Origin of the sequence: Enterobacter sp. Crenshaw (assembly GCF_024734705.1) — a bacterium.
Classification (GTDB): domain Bacteria; phylum Pseudomonadota; class Gammaproteobacteria; order Enterobacterales; family Enterobacteriaceae; genus Enterobacter; species Enterobacter asburiae_B.
Genome location: NZ_CP102932.1, coordinates 1,089,333 through 1,110,890, shown reverse-complemented (window position 1 = coordinate 1,110,890; position 21,558 = coordinate 1,089,333). Strand labels below are relative to the sequence as shown.

At 55.8% G+C, this 21,558-nt stretch carries 23 protein-coding genes and 1 tRNA gene; 15 read left to right on the top strand and 9 right to left on the bottom strand.

The window, feature by feature from the left end; translation table 11 throughout:
• Positions 1-28: 28 nt before the first annotated feature.
• Together NWV12_RS05185 and NWV12_RS05180 are read right to left on the bottom strand one after the other, a co-directional pair.
• Entirely contained in the window at positions 29-859 is an 831-nt protein-coding gene (locus NWV12_RS05185; protein ID WP_048978964.1) for a CPBP family intramembrane glutamic endopeptidase, read from the bottom strand.
• A 102-nt stretch (positions 860-961) separates the two neighbouring features.
• A tRNA-Arg gene (locus tag NWV12_RS05180) sits at positions 962-1,038 on the bottom strand.
• A 278-nt stretch (positions 1,039-1,316) separates the two neighbouring features.
• On the opposite strand from NWV12_RS05180, the gene NWV12_RS05175 reads away from it, so the two are divergent.
• The 3 genes from NWV12_RS05175 (at position 1,317) to fimZ (ending at position 4,201) form a co-directional block, all read left to right on the top strand.
• Positions 1,317-2,015, top strand: coding sequence for an EAL domain-containing protein (locus NWV12_RS05175; protein ID WP_048978911.1), 699 nt, complete (start codon positions 1,317-1,319; stop codon positions 2,013-2,015).
• A gap of 24 nt (positions 2,016-2,039) precedes the next feature.
• Positions 2,040-2,768, top strand: a complete 729-nt coding sequence (locus NWV12_RS05170) for a response regulator transcription factor (protein ID WP_048975481.1) — start codon at positions 2,040-2,042, stop codon at positions 2,766-2,768.
• Positions 2,769-3,568: 800 nt separating this feature from the next.
• Positions 3,569-4,201 (top strand): fimbria biosynthesis transcriptional regulator FimZ, encoded by a 633-nt coding sequence (fimZ, locus tag NWV12_RS05165; RefSeq protein WP_032661427.1) that lies wholly within the window; start codon positions 3,569-3,571, stop codon positions 4,199-4,201.
• Between the two features lie 51 nt (positions 4,202-4,252).
• Here fimZ and sfmF read toward each other — a convergent pair whose 3' ends face one another.
• The 6 genes from sfmF to fimA form a co-directional block, all read right to left on the bottom strand.
• The gene (sfmF, locus tag NWV12_RS05160) at positions 4,253-4,774 is read right to left on the bottom strand and encodes a fimbria assembly protein (RefSeq protein ID WP_039263992.1); all 522 of its coding nucleotides are present in this window, start codon (positions 4,772-4,774) and stop codon (positions 4,253-4,255) included.
• Positions 4,775-4,783: 9 nt separating this feature from the next.
• Positions 4,784-5,791: a type 1 fimbria D-mannose specific adhesin FimH gene (gene fimH, locus NWV12_RS05155; protein ID WP_033144826.1), complete on the bottom strand. Its 1,008-nt coding sequence runs from the start codon at positions 5,789-5,791 to the stop codon at positions 4,784-4,786.
• A complete protein-coding gene (locus NWV12_RS05150) occupies positions 5,784-8,345 on the bottom strand; it encodes a fimbrial biogenesis usher protein (RefSeq protein ID WP_048978912.1) in 2,562 nt (853 codons plus the stop codon). The genes fimH and NWV12_RS05150 overlap by 8 nt, the downstream gene beginning before the upstream one ends.
• 14 nt (positions 8,346-8,359) lie before the next feature.
• Positions 8,360-9,052 carry a type 1 fimbria chaperone FimC gene (fimC, locus tag NWV12_RS05145; protein ID WP_032661434.1) on the bottom strand — a complete coding sequence of 231 codons (693 nt, stop codon included), beginning with the start codon at positions 9,050-9,052 and terminating at the stop codon, positions 8,360-8,362.
• A gap of 34 nt (positions 9,053-9,086) precedes the next feature.
• A complete protein-coding gene (gene fimI / locus NWV12_RS05140) occupies positions 9,087-9,632 on the bottom strand; it encodes a type 1 fimbrial protein subunit FimI (RefSeq protein ID WP_023310642.1) in 546 nt (181 codons plus the stop codon).
• Between the two features lie 68 nt (positions 9,633-9,700).
• A complete protein-coding gene (fimA, locus tag NWV12_RS05135; protein ID WP_023310641.1) occupies positions 9,701-10,264 on the bottom strand; it encodes a type 1 fimbrial major subunit FimA in 564 nt (187 codons plus the stop codon).
• Positions 10,265-10,574: 310 nt separating this feature from the next.
• Here fimA and folD point away from each other — a divergent pair, with 310 nt between their 5' ends.
• From folD to NWV12_RS05110, 5 genes are all read left to right on the top strand, one after another.
• Positions 10,575-11,441 carry a bifunctional methylenetetrahydrofolate dehydrogenase/methenyltetrahydrofolate cyclohydrolase FolD gene (folD, locus tag NWV12_RS05130; protein ID WP_008499332.1) on the top strand — a complete coding sequence of 289 codons (867 nt, stop codon included), beginning with the start codon at positions 10,575-10,577 and terminating at the stop codon, positions 11,439-11,441.
• A gap of 1 nt (position 11,442) precedes the next feature.
• A complete protein-coding gene (gene ybcJ, locus NWV12_RS05125; RefSeq protein ID WP_023334767.1) occupies positions 11,443-11,655 on the top strand; it encodes a ribosome-associated protein YbcJ in 213 nt (70 codons plus the stop codon).
• 234 nt (positions 11,656-11,889) lie between these two features.
• A complete protein-coding gene (locus NWV12_RS05120) occupies positions 11,890-13,389 on the top strand; it encodes a PTS transporter subunit EIIC (protein ID WP_029741054.1) in 1,500 nt (499 codons plus the stop codon).
• An 86-nt stretch (positions 13,390-13,475) separates the two neighbouring features.
• Positions 13,476-14,492, top strand: a complete 1,017-nt coding sequence (gene malI / locus NWV12_RS05115) for a Mal regulon transcriptional regulator MalI (RefSeq protein WP_023310638.1) — start codon at positions 13,476-13,478, stop codon at positions 14,490-14,492.
• Positions 14,493-14,566: 74 nt separating this feature from the next.
• A complete protein-coding gene (locus NWV12_RS05110) occupies positions 14,567-15,094 on the top strand; it encodes a metal-dependent hydrolase (RefSeq protein ID WP_048978913.1) in 528 nt (175 codons plus the stop codon).
• Positions 15,095-15,183: 89 nt separating this feature from the next.
• Here NWV12_RS05110 and cysS read toward each other — a convergent pair whose 3' ends face one another.
• Complete coding sequence (cysS, locus tag NWV12_RS05105; protein WP_048978914.1) at positions 15,184-16,569, bottom strand: cysteine--tRNA ligase; 1,386 nt, start codon at positions 16,567-16,569, stop codon at positions 15,184-15,186.
• 174 nt (positions 16,570-16,743) lie between these two features.
• Between cysS and ppiB the strand changes: the two genes are divergently transcribed.
• The 7 genes from ppiB (at position 16,744) to mnmH (ending at position 21,455) form a co-directional block, all read left to right on the top strand.
• Positions 16,744-17,238, top strand: coding sequence for a peptidylprolyl isomerase B (gene ppiB / locus NWV12_RS05100; protein WP_023310635.1), 495 nt, complete (start codon positions 16,744-16,746; stop codon positions 17,236-17,238).
• 3 nt (positions 17,239-17,241) lie between these two features.
• Positions 17,242-17,964 carry a UDP-2,3-diacylglucosamine diphosphatase gene (gene lpxH / locus NWV12_RS05095; protein ID WP_048978915.1) on the top strand — a complete coding sequence of 241 codons (723 nt, stop codon included), beginning with the start codon at positions 17,242-17,244 and terminating at the stop codon, positions 17,962-17,964.
• Positions 17,965-18,101: 137 nt separating this feature from the next.
• Positions 18,102-18,311, top strand: coding sequence for a YdgH/BhsA/McbA-like domain containing protein (locus NWV12_RS05090; RefSeq protein WP_023310633.1), 210 nt, complete (start codon positions 18,102-18,104; stop codon positions 18,309-18,311).
• 68 nt (positions 18,312-18,379) lie between these two features.
• The gene (locus tag NWV12_RS05085) at positions 18,380-18,565 is read left to right on the top strand and encodes a hypothetical protein (RefSeq protein WP_045887960.1); all 186 of its coding nucleotides are present in this window, start codon (positions 18,380-18,382) and stop codon (positions 18,563-18,565) included.
• Between the two features lie 161 nt (positions 18,566-18,726).
• Positions 18,727-19,236 (top strand): 5-(carboxyamino)imidazole ribonucleotide mutase, encoded by a 510-nt coding sequence (gene purE / locus NWV12_RS05080; RefSeq protein WP_023310631.1) that lies wholly within the window; start codon positions 18,727-18,729, stop codon positions 19,234-19,236.
• Entirely contained in the window at positions 19,233-20,300 is a 1,068-nt protein-coding gene (purK, locus tag NWV12_RS05075) for a 5-(carboxyamino)imidazole ribonucleotide synthase (RefSeq protein ID WP_032661448.1), read from the top strand. The genes purE and purK overlap by 4 nt, the downstream gene beginning before the upstream one ends.
• 84 nt (positions 20,301-20,384) lie before the next feature.
• Positions 20,385-21,455: a tRNA 2-selenouridine(34) synthase MnmH gene (gene mnmH / locus NWV12_RS05070; RefSeq protein WP_048978916.1), complete on the top strand. Its 1,071-nt coding sequence runs from the start codon at positions 20,385-20,387 to the stop codon at positions 21,453-21,455.
• Positions 21,456-21,558 lie beyond the last annotated feature (103 nt).

Below are 21,558 nucleotides of genomic sequence, written 5' to 3'. Positions count from 1 at the left end.
ATTTATAAGGCGACTAATTTTAAAAGCATCACATAACCGCATGAGGGGCATACATAGGATAGGTGAAGAACAATAAATGCACGCAGTTAAGCCCAAAATGGAATAACGTTGCAACCCAGAGCCTGCCGCTCCACATCCACGCCAGGCCGTAAATAATGCCGGAGAGGCTGGCAAAAATAATCAGAAGTAAACCGCCGCTATAATGCATCAGTCCAAAGATGACTGAGGCAATCAACAGCGCGACAACAGGATGAATAATCCGGGACAAGCGTTGCTGCAGGTAGCCTCTGAACAAGGCTTCCTCAGCCAAAGAGACGAAAAAAATATTCGCAAGGGCAAATTGAGCGAACCATTCTGGCGCATGCGGCTCAATTCTAAGTCCACCCAACGCAACAGCCAGAAGTAACAGCACGGGTATCGCAAGAACCAATATTCCCCAGCCGACCTTGCCCGCTTTATAGAGGGGTTTTGCGACGAATAACGTTGGCATGCACGTAATTAAAAAGAACGGCACCACTGCCTTGTCCATATTAAAGTACATACTGAACGGTATGCTTTGCGGACCAACGACGACAGCATCCAGCACTTTGGGGTTATGAAAACCCGGGATCACATGCAAAACCAGGGCAACGGCGATGGCCACGCACAGGCCTTCGACCAGATATGTATATTTATTATTTTTATTCCGTAGCCATTCAACAACAGACCAGCCAACGACGATTGATGCAATAACCAGCAGCGCCGGGGCGTCAAGAATGCCCTGTTTCCAGCCGAGAAATGCCGTTAATCCCAGCATTAGATAAGCCAGGCTTTTATTAAGGGAGAGTGCGGCAAGCGAAGTTGCGAGTAGATACCACATAAATGTCCTTCTTGACCGGTAAATTTTAGGGGCGATGTCCCAAATATGTCCCACAGCGGAAATCAGGAGGATGTGAAAGAGGCGTAACTCTATGAAATGAAATGGCACGCCCTGTAGGATTCGAACCTACGACCTACGGCTTAGAAGGCCGTTGCTCTATCCAACTGAGCTAAGGGCGCACTGATATGCGTGTACTTCGCGGTGGTGAAACGCGAAGAATTATACGGTCAATGGCAGGTGAGTCAATGCCTTTTCCGTTTTCAGGGCCAATTACCGCTAGCCGATTGTAAATACGGCTATTTTCTCAACATTTCGCCCTGTTTCACCGTAAAATTTAGCGCTGCGAAAAGGCTTAGTTGCATTTAAGTAACGCCTGCTGTTTTCCTGACCGTCAGCTCGTCACACTAGAGTCAGGTATCCCGGCCGCCTGGAGGCTGACAGACAACAGGACAATGGAGTGACAGCGCAAAACCTGATCGATACGCCCCCCCGGTTACAGTACATTTCTCAGGACATCGTCGGCATTAAGCTTGAGCCCATCGTCGCCCTTTCCTCCTTGCGCCAGGTTGGCGTGGAGGTCCTTAGCGTTCTTTCCGACACGCGGGACAGCGAGAACTTTTTTTGCGATCGCTCCGCAGAGTGGTCGATAACGCTGCTTGAAGCGCAGCTTGCCGCGTTAAAAAATACGCCGCACGGTCATAATCTTTTTATTAATCTGCCGATAACCGTCCTGACAGAGCCCGCGTCTTTTCAGCGACTTATCCGGTTAACAGGCGTGCCGCTCAATATTGAGATTGTCGACCTCGCGTCCTTTTTGGCGCTTTCCCTCGTAGAGAAGCAGCATGTCGTTCAAAATTTGCGGCAACTTTGCAGACAGGGACACGCAATCTGGCTTGATGACGTGGATGACGTCACAGTGCAGTCGTTTTTATCCTGCCGACTCCCGTTAAGCGGCATCAAAATAGATAAGGAAGCATTCTGGCGTTTACGCGACACCCCTGCGCTGAGGCAACTGGTTTCCCTTTGCTTTCAGCTTGCCGGGAAAGTGCTTATTGAAGGTATTGAGACTGAACGCGATCGTACCTGGGCACTGCAGGCAGGCGCAGACCTCGGCCAGGGATATTACTGGCCGTCCTGGACATGGCCGGAGGATTAAAACGCCATTTCCAGGAGGGAGACCATGCGAATGACAGTGCGCCGTTACCGGCGGCGGCGTACAGGAAGTGATGCACTGGGATTTACGCGCTCACCTTTTGCTCCCCCCTTTTTCGACCGGCTCGAATTTTTGAGCCAGTCCATCAGCCAGCCCCGCAAAACAGACGCCCCGTTTATCCTTCTGGTGACGGAGGATCACTACCTGCGCACCGGTTTTCTCCACGGGCAGTTTCCCCTGAGCAGCTGCTGCGACTACGCCACGCTGGACGACGCCCTTATCGCTCAGACGCAGTGGCCCTCAGCCCGTCTGGTCGTGGATATTGAAAGCCGATCCACGGGGCTTCTGGAGAAACTGGATCAGTTGAGACGGCATAGCCTGTTTCCTCCGTTCCTGACGCCCTGGCTGTTGGTCCGGGCCGATAATTACGACACCCGCCTCTTCTGTAAAGCGGCAGGTCCCTTTCATGTACTCGAACGTCAGCTGAACGCCGCCGCGCTCCAGCACAGCCTGCAGGATCCCCTCCCTCCGCCGGGAACCGAGAAAGACTGGTTCTCACGCAACGAATGGCCGATCCTGCAGGAACTTTCCCGGGGCAAGACGTTACGTCAGATTGCCCTTATGCAGAATCGCCCCTATAGCCGCATTATCTATCGTCTCAGCTGCATCCTCCTAAAGCTGGGGCTAAGCCATCGCCAGGAATTGCTGCATCTTCTTAATAACCTCTCAGACTGCACGTTTTCACTCACCTCCTAACCCCTTATTTCCTAAAGCGGTTTAAGAATTTACTTACCACTTGCGTTGCGAAAATGTTAATTTTTAACAATATAATCGAATTTATAACTATTCCTAATTTATGGGCGCGAACCTTGTGAAATGCCACAGATTAGCGGAACGGCAGCACTTTCCTCCATCCGTTAAGCGAATGCAGAAGGCGTTAACAAGATGATAATGATGTAAAAACAAGCAGCTTAGCGACAACTGCCAGGAGTAAAAAGCAAAGCGGGCAGCACGTTCTCCTGTGCACCAGACGCCGTTATCCGGATCGGCGTAAGCACTTTCAGATGAAGGTCAGACGGCCTGCGAGAGCAATTTTTAACCTCACTTTTGCGGGTTCGTCCCTTTCAAAGAGGCGTATTATTGTTAACAATTAATCAACATACAGAGATATCTGTTATTTTTTGTTATTACATAAAGATGAAAATATGCGGTAAATGAGATAACAGGATATTTCCGCTAAATTTAAAAAAATAGCGATTCAGATCCAGAAGATAATACAAACCAATACCCTCATATTAATTTACAGGGTTTTCGGAAAAAACTTACCCTGTATAATAAGATGCGTATCAAATATGAATAAGAAAAACCTTTTTGCCAACACCAGCCTAATGAGATGACCGCGCTGAGGCATAGTTCTTTTCATTACGTAAACAAGGATGCGTTCGCTCTTTCCAGGGAAATACTACGGTATAGGGATCTGCACATTATATCCTTCCGGCATTTCGAGAGTTTTACCAAACTCTGCATAACGCTTTTAACAATCTGAGGCATTAAAAATGAAACCGGCATCCGTTATCATTATGGACGAACATCCTATCGTCAGAATGTCGATAGAAGTCCTGCTACAGAAAAATAAGAATATCACAGTCAAGCTCAAGTCTGGCGATAGCCATGAAGTCCTTGACTGTATCCGCAATCACCCTATCGATCTGGTGATCCTTGACATTGAACTCACGGGCACGGATGCCTTCTCTTTACTAAAGAGAATCAGGAACTTAAACAAAAATATTAAGGTTCTGTTCCTCTCGTCTAAATCAGAGTTGTTTTACGCAGGTCGCGCCATTCGCGCCGGGGCAAATGGCTTCGTCAGTAAACGAAAAGATTTGGGTGAGATCTACAACGCCGTAGAAATGATTCTGATGGGCTATTCCTTTTTCCCGTCAGAGACGTTGAACTTTATAAACCATTTGGGTTCCGGGAAAGGGATGGCAGTAGATATGCCATTATCGAATCGCGAGGTCACGGTATTACGGTATCTGGCGAATGGATTATCCAACAAGGAAATAGCTGAACAGCTACTATTAAGCAACAAGACCATTAGCGCGCATAAATCCAATATTTATTCCAAGCTGGGTGTGCAAAGCATCGTGGAATTAATTGATTACGCCAAAGCCCACGAGCTGCTATAACCTGAATTCACTCCCTGCAGCTTATCTGAGCTGCAGGGAGTGCGGTCAGTGCTAATTATAATTAATCATGAAGGTGGCATCCGCATCAGCCCGTCCGGGCTGAGGGTTATCGGCAGTGGCAATATAATTGGCATAAAATGACAGAATCGCATTTCCCTGCGCATCAACCGAGACCGGCTGGCTGGCCTGCTGAAGCGCCAGCCGCGTTTTATCCGCATCCCTGATCTCAACGGCGACATGGCTTGCAGTACTGGCGTCATTCAGCGCCAGCAGGCCGCTATTGCTTCCGTCGGCTTTACCCGAAAACGTAATGGACGCCGCGCCCGGCGGGCAGCCGGTCAGCTTCAGCGTAAACGGCATCGGCTGCGTGCGGCTCCCGGTGGTACTGAGCTGTTTCGTGGGCCAGGTGCCCAGCGGGACGGCCTTGTCGCTGTCGCTGCCCTCGGCAACGCAGGTAAAATCGACGATATTGCCGTAGAGCCGAATGTTAATCTCGCCCAACGCGGTGTCCGCCTGAGCCTGCGTGCAAAGCGCAAAGAGCGCTACGGTGAGAAAACGGATCCTGTTTCGCATATCGGCTCCTTAGTCGTAATCCACGCGCAAATACCCGCGCGAGGTGAAGCGCCCTTCCGCTGGCTTATTGCCCGTCACGCTCACCGGCCAGACCCGGATCCCCACCTGCGCCTGCGCGCTGTCGTCGAGGCGGAACGGAATTTTGCTCGTCAGGTTGTTGGGCGTCAGCGGCGCCCCGCTCTCGTTGGCGATGATGAACCCCACATCCGGGTTATCCGACACCAGCACATTATCAGAGACTTTTTCCGCCTCGACCCGCATCGTCAGCATGGCGTTCGCCTCCACGTTGGTGCATTTGATGGCGATGGTTTTGCTTTGCGATGAGACCCCCTCCGGCTTGTTACCCACGCCCGCCTTGCTGAACAAGGAGGCGCCAATGTCGCCGAAATCAAACTCCACCACGTTACCGGCATTGATGGCGCAGCTTTGCGGCACCTGAATGGTTCCGCTGTAGCTGATGGTATAGACCGGCGTGGTTAACGGATCGGAAGAGGTAGTGGTGACGTAAACGCGGAACATGGTGGCACGCGGGATCACCACCATGTTGATAAAACGCCGGGTCACCTTAAGACGGAAGACCAGGCTGGAGTCCTGAACGCCAAACGGTTTGTTTTTGGAGACGTTAGGATGGCTCCCCATCTGGATATAGCTTTTTGGCGGGTAAAACACGCCAGCATAGCTGTCCGTGATTTTCATCGCCCCGTCCAGATAGTCGTTAAGCTTCAGATACTGATAGCCATCGCTCGTTCCCGTTACCGGGTAGTCGGTCACATAGCTGCGCTTGGTGGTATTCCCGGTCGTGCCCTTCGGGCAGACGGCATTCACCCCTACCCACTGCGATTTCTCGCTGAGCGTCACGACCTGCCCAATCTGGTTATTCGAGCTGTTGAATTTATCCGTCAGGTCGTAATGCACTTCCGTCGGCACGCCTTTTTCATTGACGCACACGGTCGCTAATGCGTTTGTCGCGGGCAGTAACGCCAGCAGCGACAAGGCAAAGAGTTGAGTTTTAATCACAGCCGATCCCCTTAAGTGTGATTGCCTGTTGCAGGCTCTGTTCAGACAAGCTGTAAGGTGCGCGACACTGGGACTGCGCCCCGTCGCCCCACTGGATCAGCAGTTCGCCCTCCAGCGGCAGCCCACTCAGGTAAATTTGCCCGTCATCCCCCACCATGCTGGTGACGCCGCTTTTGGTCTCGCGCACCACCGCGCCGAACGGCACCGGCTGGTTGCCGCGCGTTACCGTCAGCAGGGCGCGCACGCCAATGCGGGTATCAAAGCTGGCGCGCACCAGCGCGCCTTTGGTCGGCACCACGCTGCTCACGTTGTTTTCGATATCGGTGTTGTTGCTCATGGTGTTGGTATCCAGCGCCACGCGGTTGTAGCGATAGACGGTGGCATACGGCATCACCGCGTAGCCTCGCCAGTCGGTTTTCACGCCGGTCTGGTTTTCAATACTGACGCCCGATGCCCCCGGCGCTTTGATCAGCACGTTGGTGTCGCCCAGCGGCTGGCTGAAGGTCACGCCGTCGGCGTGGCCGACCACCCCGCCGGAGAGCTGCCAGTTGAGATCGTGCTGGTCGCGGGAATAGTTGTAGCCCACGCCCAGCGTGCCGTAGGTCGCCTGCCAGTTGGCGCTGGCGCTTCCGCTTCCGCCGTTGGTGCTGGCGTGTCCCTGGGTCACGCTGTAGTTCAGGTTGCGATCCTCCAGCAGCGTTCCGCTGACGCCGGTTTGCCAGCTAGTGTCGCCGTCGCTGTTTCGACTGGCGGATGCCGTAGCGTAGGCGCGGTCAATCGCGCTGTCCCGGCGATAGCCCTGACGGGTAAAGAGGCTGAACGGTACGGAGACGTTAAACGACGCGATCCGATCGGTGCCGTCTATCCCAACGGATTTGTTCCACGACCACGAGACAGAGTAGTTGATCCCCTTCACGCCGCCCGCGTAGCCCAGCTGGTACCAGAGGTTCGTCTCGTCTGTTCCCCAGTAGGTCTGCTCGCTACCGGAGATATAGACCGAGCCGTAGTCCCCCAGCGACTGAGAGACGTTGAGCTGAAAGCGGCCTTTTTTATTCCACGTCAGGTTGTGATAGCTCTGCACGTCCGGCACATCGTTATCGTTCTGGCTATCGGCATACTGATAGCCCTCCATTGAACGCCAGGCGACGTCGTCGAGGGTGTAAAACCCTTTTGTGGAGTAGCGGTAGCCCAGCAGCTGGAAGTTGGTGCCAAAGCCGTTAAGGGATTTCGCGTAGAGGAAGCGCAGAGACTGCCCTTCGTGCCTGCTGTCGTCCGCGAGCTGGCTGCGGGCGTGGGTGATATCGAGCGAGACCGCGCCCCAGTCGCCCAGGTTTTTCCCGGCCCCAACGGCCACCGCGGTATAGCGTGACGCCAGCTGCGTCCCGCCGTAGAGCGTGTAACCGTTGGCAAGACCGGTAATCAGGGTGCCCTGAGTGAAGAACGGCGTATCCTGATCGCTGTTCCCGCTGCGGTAATCCCCCGCGACGAGGTCGTACTTCCAGCGCCCTTCACGCTGCAGGAGCGGCACGGTGGAGTACGGCACGGTATAGCGCTGCTGGGTGCCGTCTTTCTCTTCGACCGTGACTTCCAGGTCACCGCTTGAGGAGGTCGGGTTAAGATCGGTAATGGCAAATGCGCCCGGCTGGACGTAGCTTTGATAGATAACGTAGCCGTTCTGGCGAACCACCACTTTGGCGGGCGTACGGGCGATCCCGCGCACGGTCGGCGCGTAGCCCTGCAGGCTGTCCGGGTACATGCTGTCAGACGAGAAAAGCCGCCCACCGCGAAAACCCATGCTGTCGAAGACGTCATTCCCGGTATTGCTGTCGCCCAGCACCAGTTCGCTTTTGAGCGGGATGACGGTGCGCTGCGCCCAGGTGCCAATATTCTGCCACTCGCTGTGCCGCTGCCCGTTATTCTGCGTGTACCGCCATGCGCCGTTGTTACGTAAACGCCAGGCGCCATAGTTCAACCCGCTCTGCAGGTTCAGATAATAGCTGTCGTCTTCGCTTCCCCGGTTACCGGTGAAGCTGTAGTTCACCAGCGCGGCGGGAATGCCTTCATCCCACTGTTCAGGCGGAATGTAGCCCCGGGCGCTGTTTTGCAACGCCACCTGCGGCAGGCTGACGTCCAGACGCTGAGAGGCAAAATTGAATACCGTTTCGCTGCCGGGTATGGCCGTGGCCAACGGAACGCAGGTGTCGCCCTGCACCTTAGCCAGCTCGGGAAACGCCGCGACGTTGACGCCAAAGCGATCGAGCATCGCGCGCGTAATGCACGCGGACAAACCGCCCGCCACCGGCGGCGTGTTCTCGGCCTGCTCGAAACGCACGTCCTGGGTACCGATAAACTCATCGTTACGCCAGATATCCACGCGATAAACGCCGGGTGCCTGCTGGTGTCCTTGTTCAAAACGCGACAAATCCGCCACGCTGGCGGTGTCGTCCGACAAGAAGGCCGGGTTGAAATAACTTTCGCTCCAGCCAGCCTGCGGCCAGAGCGCAGCCATCAGCGCCAGTGCAACCGGGCAGTAACGTCCCTGGTGGTTTTTCATCGACCTGACTCTGCTCACAGGTTGACGCTACGCGCCGGGGTGATGGCACCGTAGTCATTCACGCTCTGCCAGGAAAGCGTACCGCCAGCACCGGCTGGCAGCACCTGCTGAGCCGAGCTTTTCGGCGCAACCATCAGGTTATCCAGCTGCTGCCCGCCCAGCTTCAGGTTGACGAGGGTGATGTAATACGGGGAAGCGTTGCTGACTTTGAGATGGCTGCCCGCGCGCTCAAACCGCAGCTGGGAAAGCGCCTCTTCCGGCTGCATCGCCAGGTTGTTCGGGCGCACAAACAGCTTGATGCGTGAGAGGATCGCCAGCTGCAGCACGTTATTGTTTTCCGTTTTCGCTTTATTCACCGACGGGATCGCCTTCACGTTCATGTAAAAGAGCGATTCGCGATCGGCAGGCAGCGCTGGCCCGGCGTAAATAATACGCAGCGTGTTTTCACTGTTCGGCTCGCTGACAAACAGGGGCGGAGTGACGGCAAAGGTTTTTTCTTTTTGCCCGCTCGCATTTTCGATCCACGCGTTAATTAAATAGCGTTCCTGTTTGTTGCTGTTAGTGATCGCCAGCGACGTTTGCTTCGCCTCTGCGGGATAAATAACGCGCGTGGCCCCCAGCGCAATACCGCCGGAAGCATTTGCGCAGGCAGAAACCATCATCAAAATAAACGATAAAAAAAGTCCTGGTTTAATTAGGGTATTCATCACAACCGTACCTTTAATAATGTGTTCGCAGGTGTTATGGATAAATCAACGTAAACCAGACATCCGACTGAATTTTGCCTGGCTCGAGGTGTTCGGAAATAGCCCGATAGCGGGCGCTAAAATGGAACGCGAGCTCGCGGGTATCGATCGGCAGCCAGCTGACGGCCGTGGCATTTGGGATAATCTGACGCTGCTGTTCGTCAAAAAGCGCCAGCCCCACGCCGCTGCTGACGGGCGTTTCACCCGGCCGCGAGGTCGCCAGAAAGACCTGCGGATCTTCTGCGGGCGTCACGCCCTGAAACTGGATCCCCACGGTGCGCGAAACATCAACGCTGCAGTCCAGCAGCCGCACGGTAAAAGGCACGTTAACCGTGGAAAAACTGCCCACACCGGAAAATGAATTGGTTCGGTACTGCCCCATGTCGATGCGCATATTCTGGCTGTCTGGCGCCACGGCGCAGCCGCCGTTCACCAGTTCACCTCTGAGATGAACCTTGCCACCTTCGATCACCACGGTATGCGCCGATGCCGGGCAAGCCATCGCAAGGGTTAACAGCAGTAGTGTTCCAGTCCTTGTCATCCTTCGTTCCTGGCATTAGCGTATGACGGGCCTCGTCCGTGAGGCCTGAACATCCCTGTGCGGAGGAATTACTCGTATTTCATTACGAAGGTGGCGTCAGCGTTTGCCTGGCCTGGCTCAGTGGTGGCAGCCGTTGATTTGTAACGTGCGGTGAACTTCAGGGTGTTGGTCCCTTCGATCAGCGTCTGCGCAGCAGAGAAGGTCGCGCCGTCTGGGGTCAGAACGCTGGATTTGCTGTCGAGGATCTCGATACCTACGCCTTTCGCGGTGTTGTCGTTGTTACCGGAGGTCACGGCCAGCAGGGTTTTGTCGGTTGGGTCGATCTGACCGGTGAACGCAACAGCGGCAGTTTTGGCAACCAGCGGATCGCAATCATTCAGTTCAATGTTGAATGGAATATTAGAGGTGGTGTCGCCCACTTTGGTAAATTTCGCGGTGCGATACTGACCCAGATTAACGGTCTGCTCGGAAGAATCAGTATTTACTGAACAAGCCGCATTAACCAGCTCACCTTTAAAATGTACGGTACCGCCATTTACGGAAACCGGCGCAGCAGGATCTGCTGCATTTGCGGCACCTGCAACCAGGGCCAAAGTAGCAATAACAGTAGAAGCAATGTTGCTGAGTTTCATGTCTATTCCTTTAAAATGTAAATAATCCTTCCCGCGAATAATCGGGAATAAGAAATACGTTCAATTGATTAATTGAAAGCTTATTTCGGAGGAGACAAAGTAGCTCAGGACGCGTTTTTTAAATATGTCAAAACGCTGCCATTTCGCCAGGTCACATCCTAATCCCGCCTAAGAAATTGACCATCCCTTAAGAAGGGTTTTTGCGTCTCACTGATAAAAACGCGTAAAGGGTGACTGACAGCGACGCTCGCTTCTGCCAAAATACACGCCATCCCCCCTTTCAAACGTTACAGACGGAATCTTCTCTCTGATGGCAGCAAAGATTATTGACGGTAAAACGATTGCGCAGCAGGTGCGCTCTGAGGTCGCGGAAAAAGTGAAGGCGCGTAAAGCTGCCGGAAAACGCGCCCCCGGGCTGGCCGTTGTGCTGGTTGGCAGCAACCCGGCATCGCAGATTTATGTCGGCAGCAAGCGCAAAGCGTGTGAAGAGGTGGGCTTCGTCTCCCGCTCTTACGATTTGCCGGAAACCACCAGCGAAGCAGAGCTGCTGGAACTTATTGACACCCTGAATGCTGACAAAGAGATCGACGGTATTCTGGTTCAGCTGCCGCTGCCGGCGGGTATCGACAACGTGAAGGTGCTGGAACGTATCGCGCCGGATAAAGACGTGGACGGTTTCCATCCGTACAACGTTGGCCGCCTGTGCCAGCGCGCGCCGCGTCTGCGCCCGTGCACGCCGCGCGGCATTGTGACGCTGCTGGAGCGCTATAACATCGACACCTACGGTCTGAACGCCGTGGTTATCGGTGCGTCCAACATCGTGGGCCGCCCGATGAGCATGGAGCTGCTGCTGGCGGGCTGCACCACCACCGTGACCCACCGCTTCACCAAAAACCTGCGTCACCACGTCGAAAACGCCGATCTGCTGATCGTCGCGGTCGGCAAGCCGGGCTTTATTCCGGGCGAGTGGATCAAAGAGGGCGCGATTGTCGTGGACGTCGGGATTAACCGTCTGGAAAACGGCAAAGTGGTCGGCGACGTGGTGTACGAAGATGCCGCCGCGCGCGCGTCTTACATCACCCCCGTACCGGGCGGCGTAGGCCCGATGACCGTAGCAACGCTGATTCAGAACACGCTGCAGGCGTGCGAAGAATATCATGACGTAGAGGACGCGTAAGATGGCGACTTTTTCATTAGGTAAACACCCGCACGTTGAGCTGTGCGATCTGCTGAAGCTGGAAGGCTGGAGCGAAAGCGGCGCGCAGGCGAAAATCGTTATCGCCGACGGGCTGGTAAAAGTCGACGGCGTGGTAGAAACGCGCAAGCGCTGCAAGATTGTCGCGGGTCAGACCGTGAGCTTTGAAGGGCAGAGCGTAACCGTTACGGCCTGAGCCGTTATATGCCCTTACCCTAACCCTCTCCCACAGGGAGAGGGGATATAAAATCCCCTCACACCCATCGCGGTTATTTATCGATCAACTTCAAATAATCACTATTTCATCTGTTGAAACATGAAAATTCTGTTGCGCGTTTTTCACTCTTTGCCCACGATAAGTAGAACGTTCTACTAAAACGTTATACTTACAATAACAGCGCCAGAAAAGCGCTACTCGGGGGAAATCAGCATGAGTCTGATATCAGGGTTTGTTAAATCGCTGTCTAAGTTATCGATGATTGGTCGCGCCTTAATGCTGCCAATTTCACTGCTTCCCGCTGCGGGCCTGCTGCTGGCCTTCGGCGATAAGTTCCATCTGCCGCTGATGATGAACGCGGGCGGGGTTATTTTTGATAACCTGCCGATGCTGTTTGCCATTGGCTCCGCCGTGGGTCTGGCGTCAGAATCCGGCATCGCGGCGCTGTCTGCGGCGGTGTCGGTGTTTGTCACGAATATCACCATCAGCACCGTGCTGAGCATCACGCCGGAAATGGCCTCCCAGGGTGGGAAATACGCCATGGTGGTCGGCATCCCGACGCTGCAGATGGGCGTCTTCGGCGGCCTGATCTGCGGTATTCTCGCGGCCTGGTGCTATAACCGCTTCCACACCATGCAGCTGCCGGAGTTCCTGGGCTTCTTCTCCGGCAAGCGCTTCGTGGCCATTGCAACGGCGTTTCTGTCGTTCCTGATGGGGCTGCTGCTGCCGTACGTATGGCAGCATATCCAGGCCGGTATCGACGCGCTCTCCGTGGTGGTTAACGGCGATAATCAGGCGGCGTCGACCTTTATCTTCGGTCTGGTAGAGCGCGCGCTGATCCCGCTCGGCCTGCACCACATCTGGTATCCGTCCTTCTGGTATTCGTTCGGGGATTACACCACCCAGGCTGGACAGGTGATCCACGGCGACCAGACCATCTGGTTTAAGATGCTGGAAGAAGGAGTGAAGTCCTTCAGCAGCGACACCTACCAGAATGCCGGTAAATTCATGCAGGGCGAATTCCCGCTGATGCTGTTCGCGCTGCCCGCCGCGTGCCTGGCGATGTATCACGAAGCCCATACGAAGAATAAGAAAATCGCGGCCGGTATTCTGTTCTCTGCGGCGCTGACCTGCTTCCTGACGGGGATCACTGAACCGGTAGAGTTTACCTTTATCTTCGTGGCGCCGATCCTGTACGTCTTTAACGCCATCATGGCGGGCCTGGCCTACATGACCATGTATTTACTGCATGCGCATATCGCCAAGTCGTTCTCCGCAGGCTTTATCGACTATCTGTCATTCGGGATCCTGCCGTCCTTTAACGGCTACAAGACCAACTTCCTGAATGCGATTATCATCGGCATTCCAATGGGTCTGATTTATTACTTCACGTTCCGCTTTGTGATCCGTCGTTTCGACGTGAAAACGCCGGGCCGCACTGAAGTGACCGCCAACGCGGATGATAAGTCTGATTCAGAACTCGCGACCGAGATCATCACCCTGCTGGGCGGGGCGCACAACATCGACTCCGTCGGCGCCTGTATCACCCGCCTTCGCCTGGAAGTGGCAAAAAGCGAGGTGGTCGATAAGGACGGCCTGAACGGACTCGGCGCGCGCGGCGTGGTCTTCGTCGGCGACAACGGTATTCAGGTGATTTTCGGTGCCAGAGCACAGTTTATCGCCCAGACCATGTCCACCATGATCGGCAAATAATAAGATGCCTGAACGACGCGTCTCCTGTAGTCTGGGAGACGCATTGTCGTATCTGACTGATAATCGGTGAATTTCAGGGAGCGGTTTTGAAGAAAGTCAGCATTATTGATGTCGCAAAGCACGCGGGCGTATCGGTCTCAACCGTCTCGCTGGTTTTGCGCCAGAAAGGGAAAATCTCAGAGGCAACGATCGAGAAGGTCAACGCTGCCATCAATACGCTGGGCTATGTTCATAACGTTGCCGCTGCCAACCTCCGCGCCAATACGTCCAATCTGATTGGCCTGATCCTCCGCGACTTTAGCGACAGTTTCTCCATCAAGGTGATGGCGAGCATCGTCCAGGATCTTGAAAAACAGGGGTATATGGTTTTTCTCGGCCAGCCCCAGAACGACCATGACCATCTTGAGCGCTGCCTGCTGTCGTTTAAGCAGCAGGGCGTCGCCGGGGTTATCTATCTGGCCTCGGATACCCGCACCTCCACCCTGCCGGAGCAGATTCGCCGCTGCCCGCTGCCGCTGGTGGTGGTTTCTCAGTCGCTGCTGGATGAAAAATGCAATCTGGTGATGCGCGATAACCGTCAGGCGGCAAACCTGGCGGTGCGTTATCTTATCGAGCGCGGCCATCGCAATATCGCCTACATTGGCGGACGTGAAGGCTGCCTTATCCGCGAGCAGCGCCTGCTCGGTTTTCGCAGCGCGATGACGCAGAACGGGCTGGTCTGGCGCGATGAATACTCTCCGGCCTGCAGCGATGACACGCTGGCGGCGGGTTTCGCCACCCGCCAGCTGCTGGAAAAAAACAACACCATCACCGCCCTGCTCTGCCACTCGCCGGATGCCATGATCGGCTCCATCTCCGGTATTCATCAGGTTGGACGAACGGTGGGTAAAGATGTGTTTTTGACGCAGCAGGTCGCGCTGGTCGGTTTCGAAGATATGCTCCACGTTAACCTCACCTCGCCGTCCTTTACCTACGTCTCGTCAGCCAGCGAAGAGACCGGGCGTCAGGCTGCCGGGCTGATTATTCGTACGCTGAAGGAGCCGACGCTGCAAACCCAGCGCATTACGCTTTCCGGACAGCTTATCGCGCGCGAGTCGGCGTAAAAATAAGAATTTGACGCGGGTCTGCCGGCGCGGGATTGCTGCTATATTTCCATGATTTGCCATGGATAATCGCAATGCCTACCGTTATTACACACGCTGCTGTTCCGCTTTGTCTGGGCTTAGGCCTGGGAACCAAAGTGATTCCTCCCCGCCTGCTGTTTGCCGGGATTGTCCTCGCCATGCTGCCGGATGCCGACGTGCTGGCGTTCAAGTTCGGCGTCGCGTACGGCAATGTTTTCGGCCATCGCGGCTTTACCCACTCCCTGCTGTTCGCCTTTGTGGTGCCGATACTCTGCGTGCTGACTGGACGACGGTGGTTCCGGGCCAGCCTGACGCGGTGCTGGCTGTTTTTAACCGTGTCATTGCTTTCGCACAGCCTGCTGGATTCGATTACCACGGGCGGGAAAGGCGTCGGCTGGCTGTGGCCGTGGTCAGATGAACGCTTCTTTGCGCCGTGGCAGGTGATTAAGGTCGCGCCGTTTGCGCTGTCGCGCTACACCACGCCGTACGGGCATCAGGTGATCGTGTCGGAGCTGCTGTGGGTGTGGCTGCCGGGAGTCGTGCTGGTGGGGTTGCTGTGGTGGAGAAAACGTGGGCGCTGATGCCCTCACCCCGGCCCTCTCCCACGGGGAGAGGGAGAATACCTAATAATTCCCTCTCCCTTTGGGAGAGGGTTAGGGTGAGGGGAAAATTACTTACGGCGCCAGGTAGTCCCCTGCGGGCCATCTTCCAGAATGATTCCCATCTCGGTCAGACGGTTGCGCGCCGCATCTGCCGCCGCCCAGTCTTTTGCCTGACGCGCTTCCAGACGCGCTTTGATCAACGCTTCAATTTCCGCCACTTCACCGTCGTCCGCCTGCGCACCGCTCTGCAGGAACGCGTCCGGATCCTGCTCCAGCAGGCCGAGCACGGAGGAGAGCTTACGCAGATGGGACGCCAGCGCATTCGCCGCGGCCATATCTTCTGACTTCATGCGGTTCACTTCGCGCGCCATGTCGAACAGCACGGAGTACGCTTCCGGGGTGTTGAAGTCATCGTTCATCACCTCAACAAAGCGGGCTTCGAACGCTTCGCCGCCTGCAGCAGGAACAGACCTGTCGGTACCGCGCAGCGCGGTATACAGACGCTCCAGCGCAGAGCGCGCCTGTTTCAGGTTCTCTTCGCTGTAGTTCAGCTGGCTGCGATAGTGGCCGGACATCAGGAAGTAGCGCACGGTTTCCGCGTCGTAATACTTCAGCACGTCGCGCACGGTGAAGAAGTTACCCAGCGATTTAGACATCTTCTCGCGGTCAACCATTACCATGCCGGAGTGCATCCAGTAGTTCACGTACTCGCCGCCGTGGGCGCAGGTGGACTGCGCGATTTCGTTTTCGTGGTGCGGGAACATCAGGTCTGAACCGCCGCCGTGGATATCGAAGTGCTTGCCCAGCTGCTTGCAGTTCATCGCGGAACATTCAATGTGCCAGCCCGGACGGCCTTCGCCCCACGGTGATGGCCAGCTTGGCTCGCCCTCTTTGGACATTTTCCACAGCACGAAGTCCATCGGGTTACGCTTCACGTCAACCACGTCAACGCGCGCGCCGGCCTGGAGCTGGTCCAGATCCTGACGGGAAAGCGAACCGTAGGTTGGGTCCGTCGGCACCGAGAACATCACGTCACCGTTGTCCGCAACGTAGGCATGACCGCGAGCGATCAGCTTTTCGGTGATCTCGATGATTTCGTGAATATGGTGGGTCGCGCGCGGCTCGCTGTCCGGGCGCTGAATATTCAGGGCGTCGAAATCTTTGTGCATTTCGACAATCATGCGATCGACCAGCGCAACGAAGCTTTCGCCGTTTTCATTAGCGCGCTTGATGATTTTGTCGTCGATGTCGGTGATATTACGCACGTATTTCAGGGTGTAGCCCAGAAAACGCAGGTAGCGTGACACCACGTCAAAAGCGACAAAGGTACGGCCATGGCCAATGTGACAGAGATCGTAAACCGTAATACCACACACGTACATGCCGACTTCCCCGGCATGGATAGGTTTAAATTCCTCTTTCTGGCGCGTCATTGTATTAAAGATTTTTAACATCGAAGATTCCATGTAAACACGTGTGTGGTTGAAAACCGGCTATTCTACCCGTAATTCAAACCCGAAGCAGCACACAATGCAAGGTGATCGCATCCTGTGGTTATGCTATAACAAGCCCCTATAGATGACCCGAACGCGGGTCGACGTACCACAATAACGGAACAGGATGCAAAAATGGTTACTTTCCACACTAATCATGGCGATATCGTAATCAAAACCTTTGATGACAAAGCGCCTGAAACAGTTAAAAACTTCCTGGACTACTGCCGCGAAGGTTTCTACAACAACACCATTTTCCACCGCGTGATCAACGGCTTTATGATCCAGGGCGGCGGTTTCGAACCTGGCATGAACCAGAAAGAGACCAAAGAAGCGATCAAAAACGAAGCGAACAACGGTCTGAAAAACACCCGCGGTACGCTGGCAATGGCCCGTACTCAGGCGCCACACTCTGCCACCGCGCAGTTCTTCATCAACGTGGCGGACAACGACTTCCTGAACTTCTCCGGCGAAAGCCTGCAGGGTTGGGGCTACTGCGTATTCGCAGAAGTGGTTGAAGGTATGGACGTGGTTGACAAGATCAAAGCCGTCGCTACTGGCCGCAGCGGTATGCACCAGGACGTTCCTAAAGAAGACGTTGTGATTACAAGCGTGACCGTCAGCGAGTAATTCGTGGCGACACTCTTTATTGCGGATCTGCATCTGCAAACAGAAGAACCGGCGATAACCGCCGGTTTTCTGCGTTTTTTACGCGGTGAAGCGAAAAACGCCGATGCGCTGTACATCCTGGGCGACCTCTTTGAAGCCTGGATTGGCGACGACGACCCTAACCCGCTGCACCGTGAAATGGCCGCCGCCATTCACGCGCTCGTGGATTCCGGCGTCCCCTGCTACTTCATTCACGGCAACCGTGATTTCCTGATCGGCAAGCGCTACGCCCGCGAAAGCGGCATGACGCTGCTGCCGGAAGAGCAGGTGCTCGACCTCTATGGCCGCAGGGTTCTGATCATGCACGGCGACACGCTCTGCACCGACGATACCGGCTACCTGGCGTTTCGCGCCAAAGTCCACACCCCGTGGATCCAAAAGGTGTTCCTTGCGCTGCCGCTGTTTATCCGTAACCGCATAGCTGCCAGAATGCGCGCGGGCAGTAAAGCCGCCAACAGCAGCAAATCCATGACCATCATGGACGTGAACCCGCAGGCCGTGGTGAGCGTGATGGAAAAGCATGGCGTTCAGTGGTTGATCCACGGTCATACCCATCGTCCTGACGTCCATTCCCTTATCGCCAACGGCGAACCGGCCCATCGCGTGGTATTAGGTGCCTGGCACACCGAAGGCTCCATGGTCAAAGTCACGCCAGAGGGCGTGGAGCTGATCGCCTTTCCGTTTTAACCCCTCGCACCATCATTCTATTTTTTTGAACAATATCGGCAAATTGTTTCGATTTTAATCAGCCCGTGGTCGGCCTATTATTTATCACATCAGGGCAATACGCCCTATCCCAGATAAAATACTTAAGGAATACGACCATGAAATCTATCAAAACTTTCGTTGCAGTTGCCGCTCTTTCCCTGGTTTCTTTCGGTTCTTTCGCTCAAAGCGTGAGCGCAACCGCCTCTACCCTTGACCGCGCAGAAGCGAAAATTGCCGCGCAGGCCGCCGAGCAGAATGCCTCTTATAAAATCACGAGCGCGAAGGTCAACAACCGCGTGTACATGACCGCAGAACTGACTAAATAAAAACCCTGATTGCCGTGCCGCCAGCGAAGACGTGCGACAGCGACAATACGATGAGGAAGGAACAGAGAATGAAAAACATCAGCATCGTAAGTACCCTGCTGCTGGCAGTCGTGGTGTCCACTGGCGCACAGGCCGCGGAGAATCGCTTCTCCGTGCCAAAATCGGGCTCGAATGCCGACACCGGCATGGTGAATCATATCGATGTCAGCCGCGCGTTCGACAACGAGAACCTGTCCGCAGGGGATCTTCAGTAACATCACATAAAAGACCGCTATCGTGCGGTCTTTTTTGTTATCGCTTTCTCGCCATAACTGCTCGCCTTTTAACCGCGCAACCGTTTTCCTTGCCCGTATAACATGCTATTCTCTGTGCCCTCGAAAGCAGTGTGTTTCGCACCACAGGAGTTTTAAGACGCATGTCTTCCCGCAATAATCCGGCGCGTGTCGCCATCGTGATGGGGTCCAAAAGCGACTGGGCTACCATGCAGTTCGCCGCCGAAATCTTTGAAATCCTGAATGTTCCGCACCACGTTGAAGTGGTCTCCGCGCACCGTACACCGGACAAACTGTTCAGCTTCGCCGAAAGCGCCGAAGAGAACGGTTATGAGGTGATCGTTGCCGGCGCGGGCGGCGCAGCACATCTGCCAGGCATGATTGCCGCTAAAACCCTGGTGCCGGTACTGGGCGTTCCGGTCCAAAGCGCCGCGTTAAGCGGTGTGGATAGCCTCTACTCCATCGTCCAGATGCCGCGCGGTATTCCTGTCGGCACGCTGGCGATTGGTAAAGCGGGTGCGGCGAACGCAGCCCTGCTGGCGGCGCAAATTCTTGCGACGCACGATAAAGCATTACACCAGCGTCTGGCGGAGTGGCGTAAAGCCCAGACCGACGAGGTGCTGGACAATCCGGACCCGCGGGGTGCGGCATGAAGCAGGTTTGCGTCCTCGGTAACGGCCAGCTAGGCCGCATGCTGCGTCAGGCCGGTGAGCCGCTGGGTATTGCCGTCTGGCCCGTCGGGCTGGACGCCGAACCGGAAGCCGTACCGTTCCACCAGAGCGTGATCACCGCCGAGATCGAACGCTGGCCGGAAACGGCTCTGACCCGCGAGCTGGCGCGTCATAACGCCTTCGTTAACCGCGACGTGTTCCCGATCATCGCCGACCGTCTGACGCAAAAGCAGCTGTTCGACAAGCTTGGTCTGCCGACCGCGCCGTGGCAGCTCCTGTCCGATAAAAGCGAGTGGAATGACGTTTTCGCGATGCTGGGCGAGCTGGCAATCGTGAAGCGCCGCGTGGGCGGTTACGACGGCCGCGGCCAGTGGCGCCTGCGTGCAGATGAAACGGCAGAACTGCCGGACGACTGCTACGGCGAGTGCATCGTTGAGCAGGGCATTAACTTCAGCGGTGAAGTGTCGCTGGTTGGCGCGCGCGGGCACGACGGGCATACCGTCTTTTATCCGCTGACGCATAACCTGCATCAGGACGGCATTCTGCGCACCAGCGTCGCCTTCCCGCACGCCAATGCTGACCAGCAGGCGCAGGCGGAAGATATGCTCTCTGCCATCATGCACGAACTCGGGTATGTGGGCGTCATGGCGATGGAGTGCTTTATCACCCCGTCCGGTCTGCTGATCAACGAACTTGCGCCGCGCGTGCACAACAGCGGCCACTGGACGCAAAACGGCGCGTCCATCAGCCAGTTCGAGCTGCACCTGCGTGCAATCACCGACCTGCCGCTGCCGCAGCCGGTGGTGAACAGCCCGTCGGTGATGATCAACCTGATCGGCACCGATCTGAACTACGACTGGCTGAAGCTGCCGCTCGTGCATCTGCACTGGTATGACAAAGAGGTACGCGCGGGTCGTAAGGTCGGTCACCTGAACCTGAACGACAGCGACACGGGCCGCCTGAGCGCCACCCTGGAAGCGATGATCCCGCTCCTGCCGCCGGAATATGCGAGCGGTATTGTCTGGGCACAGTCTAAGCTCAAGTAAGACATCTGCGCCGGGGAGTTGATCTTCCCCTTCCCCGGCGTACAATCCCCGCCCATTGCTGCTGAGTTTTCTTCTGGAACAACCATGAACGATGGAACGGACTATCGCGCGATCCTCGCGTCTGATACCCCTTTAATCGACGTTCGCGCGCCGATCGAATTTGCCCAGGGCGCGATGCCTGCGGCGGTCAACCTGCCCTTAATGAACGACGACGAGCGCGCCGCCGTCGGTACCTGCTATAAACGCCAGGGGCCCGACGCCGCGCTGGCGCTCGGCCATCAGCTGGTGAGCGGCGAGACGCGAGAGGCACGCATCAACGCCTGGCGGGAAGCCAGCCTTGCCCATCCTGAGGGCTATCTCTGCTGCGCGCGCGGCGGCCAGCGCTCGCATATCTCGCAGGCCTGGCTGAAAGAGGCGGGCGTCGACTACCCGCTGATCCGCGGCGGCTATAAGGCCCTGCGTCAGACGGCGATTCAGGTGACCATCGAGCAGTCGCAAAAGCCGATGGTGCTTATTGGCGGCTGTACCGGAAACGGTAAAACCCTGCTGGTGAAACAGCACGCGCAGGGGATCGATCTGGAAGGGCTGGCGCACCATCGCGGTTCGTCGTTTGGCCGCACGCTCACGCCGCAGCTTTCCCAGGCCAGCTTTGAAAATCACCTTGCGGCTGAGCTCCTGAAAAAAGACGCCGCGCGCTGGGTGCTGGAAGATGAAGGCCGGATGATTGGCTCCAACCATCTGCCGGAGTGCCTGCGCGACCGCATGGTTGAAGCCCCTATCGTTGTCGTCGAAGACCCGTTTGACGTCCGTCTTGAGCGCCTGCGCGAAGAGTATTTCGACCACATGTGGGCGGATTTTTCTGCCGCCTACGGCGAAGACGCGGGCTGGAAGGAGTACAGCGAGTATCTGCACCATGGCCTGTTCGCCATTCGCCGCCGTCTGGGGCTGCAGCGGTATGCAGAATTCACCGCGCTGTTAGATTCCGCGCTGCTGGAACAGCAACGCTCCGGCAGCACAGAGGCGCACTTCAGCTGGCTTGCGCCGCTGCTGAAGGACTATTACGACCCGATGTACGGCTATCAGCTGGAGAAAAAAGCGGAGAAGATTGTGTATCGCGGGACGTACGAAGAGGTTGCTGACTGGCTTGATCGCTAAAACAAAGCCAGGTAGCGAGGTAAAAGCAAAACGGCAACCAGGGTTGCCGCTTTTAATGTTTGTTCCCTCTCCCCGTGGGAGAGGGTCAGGGTGAGGGCATCAG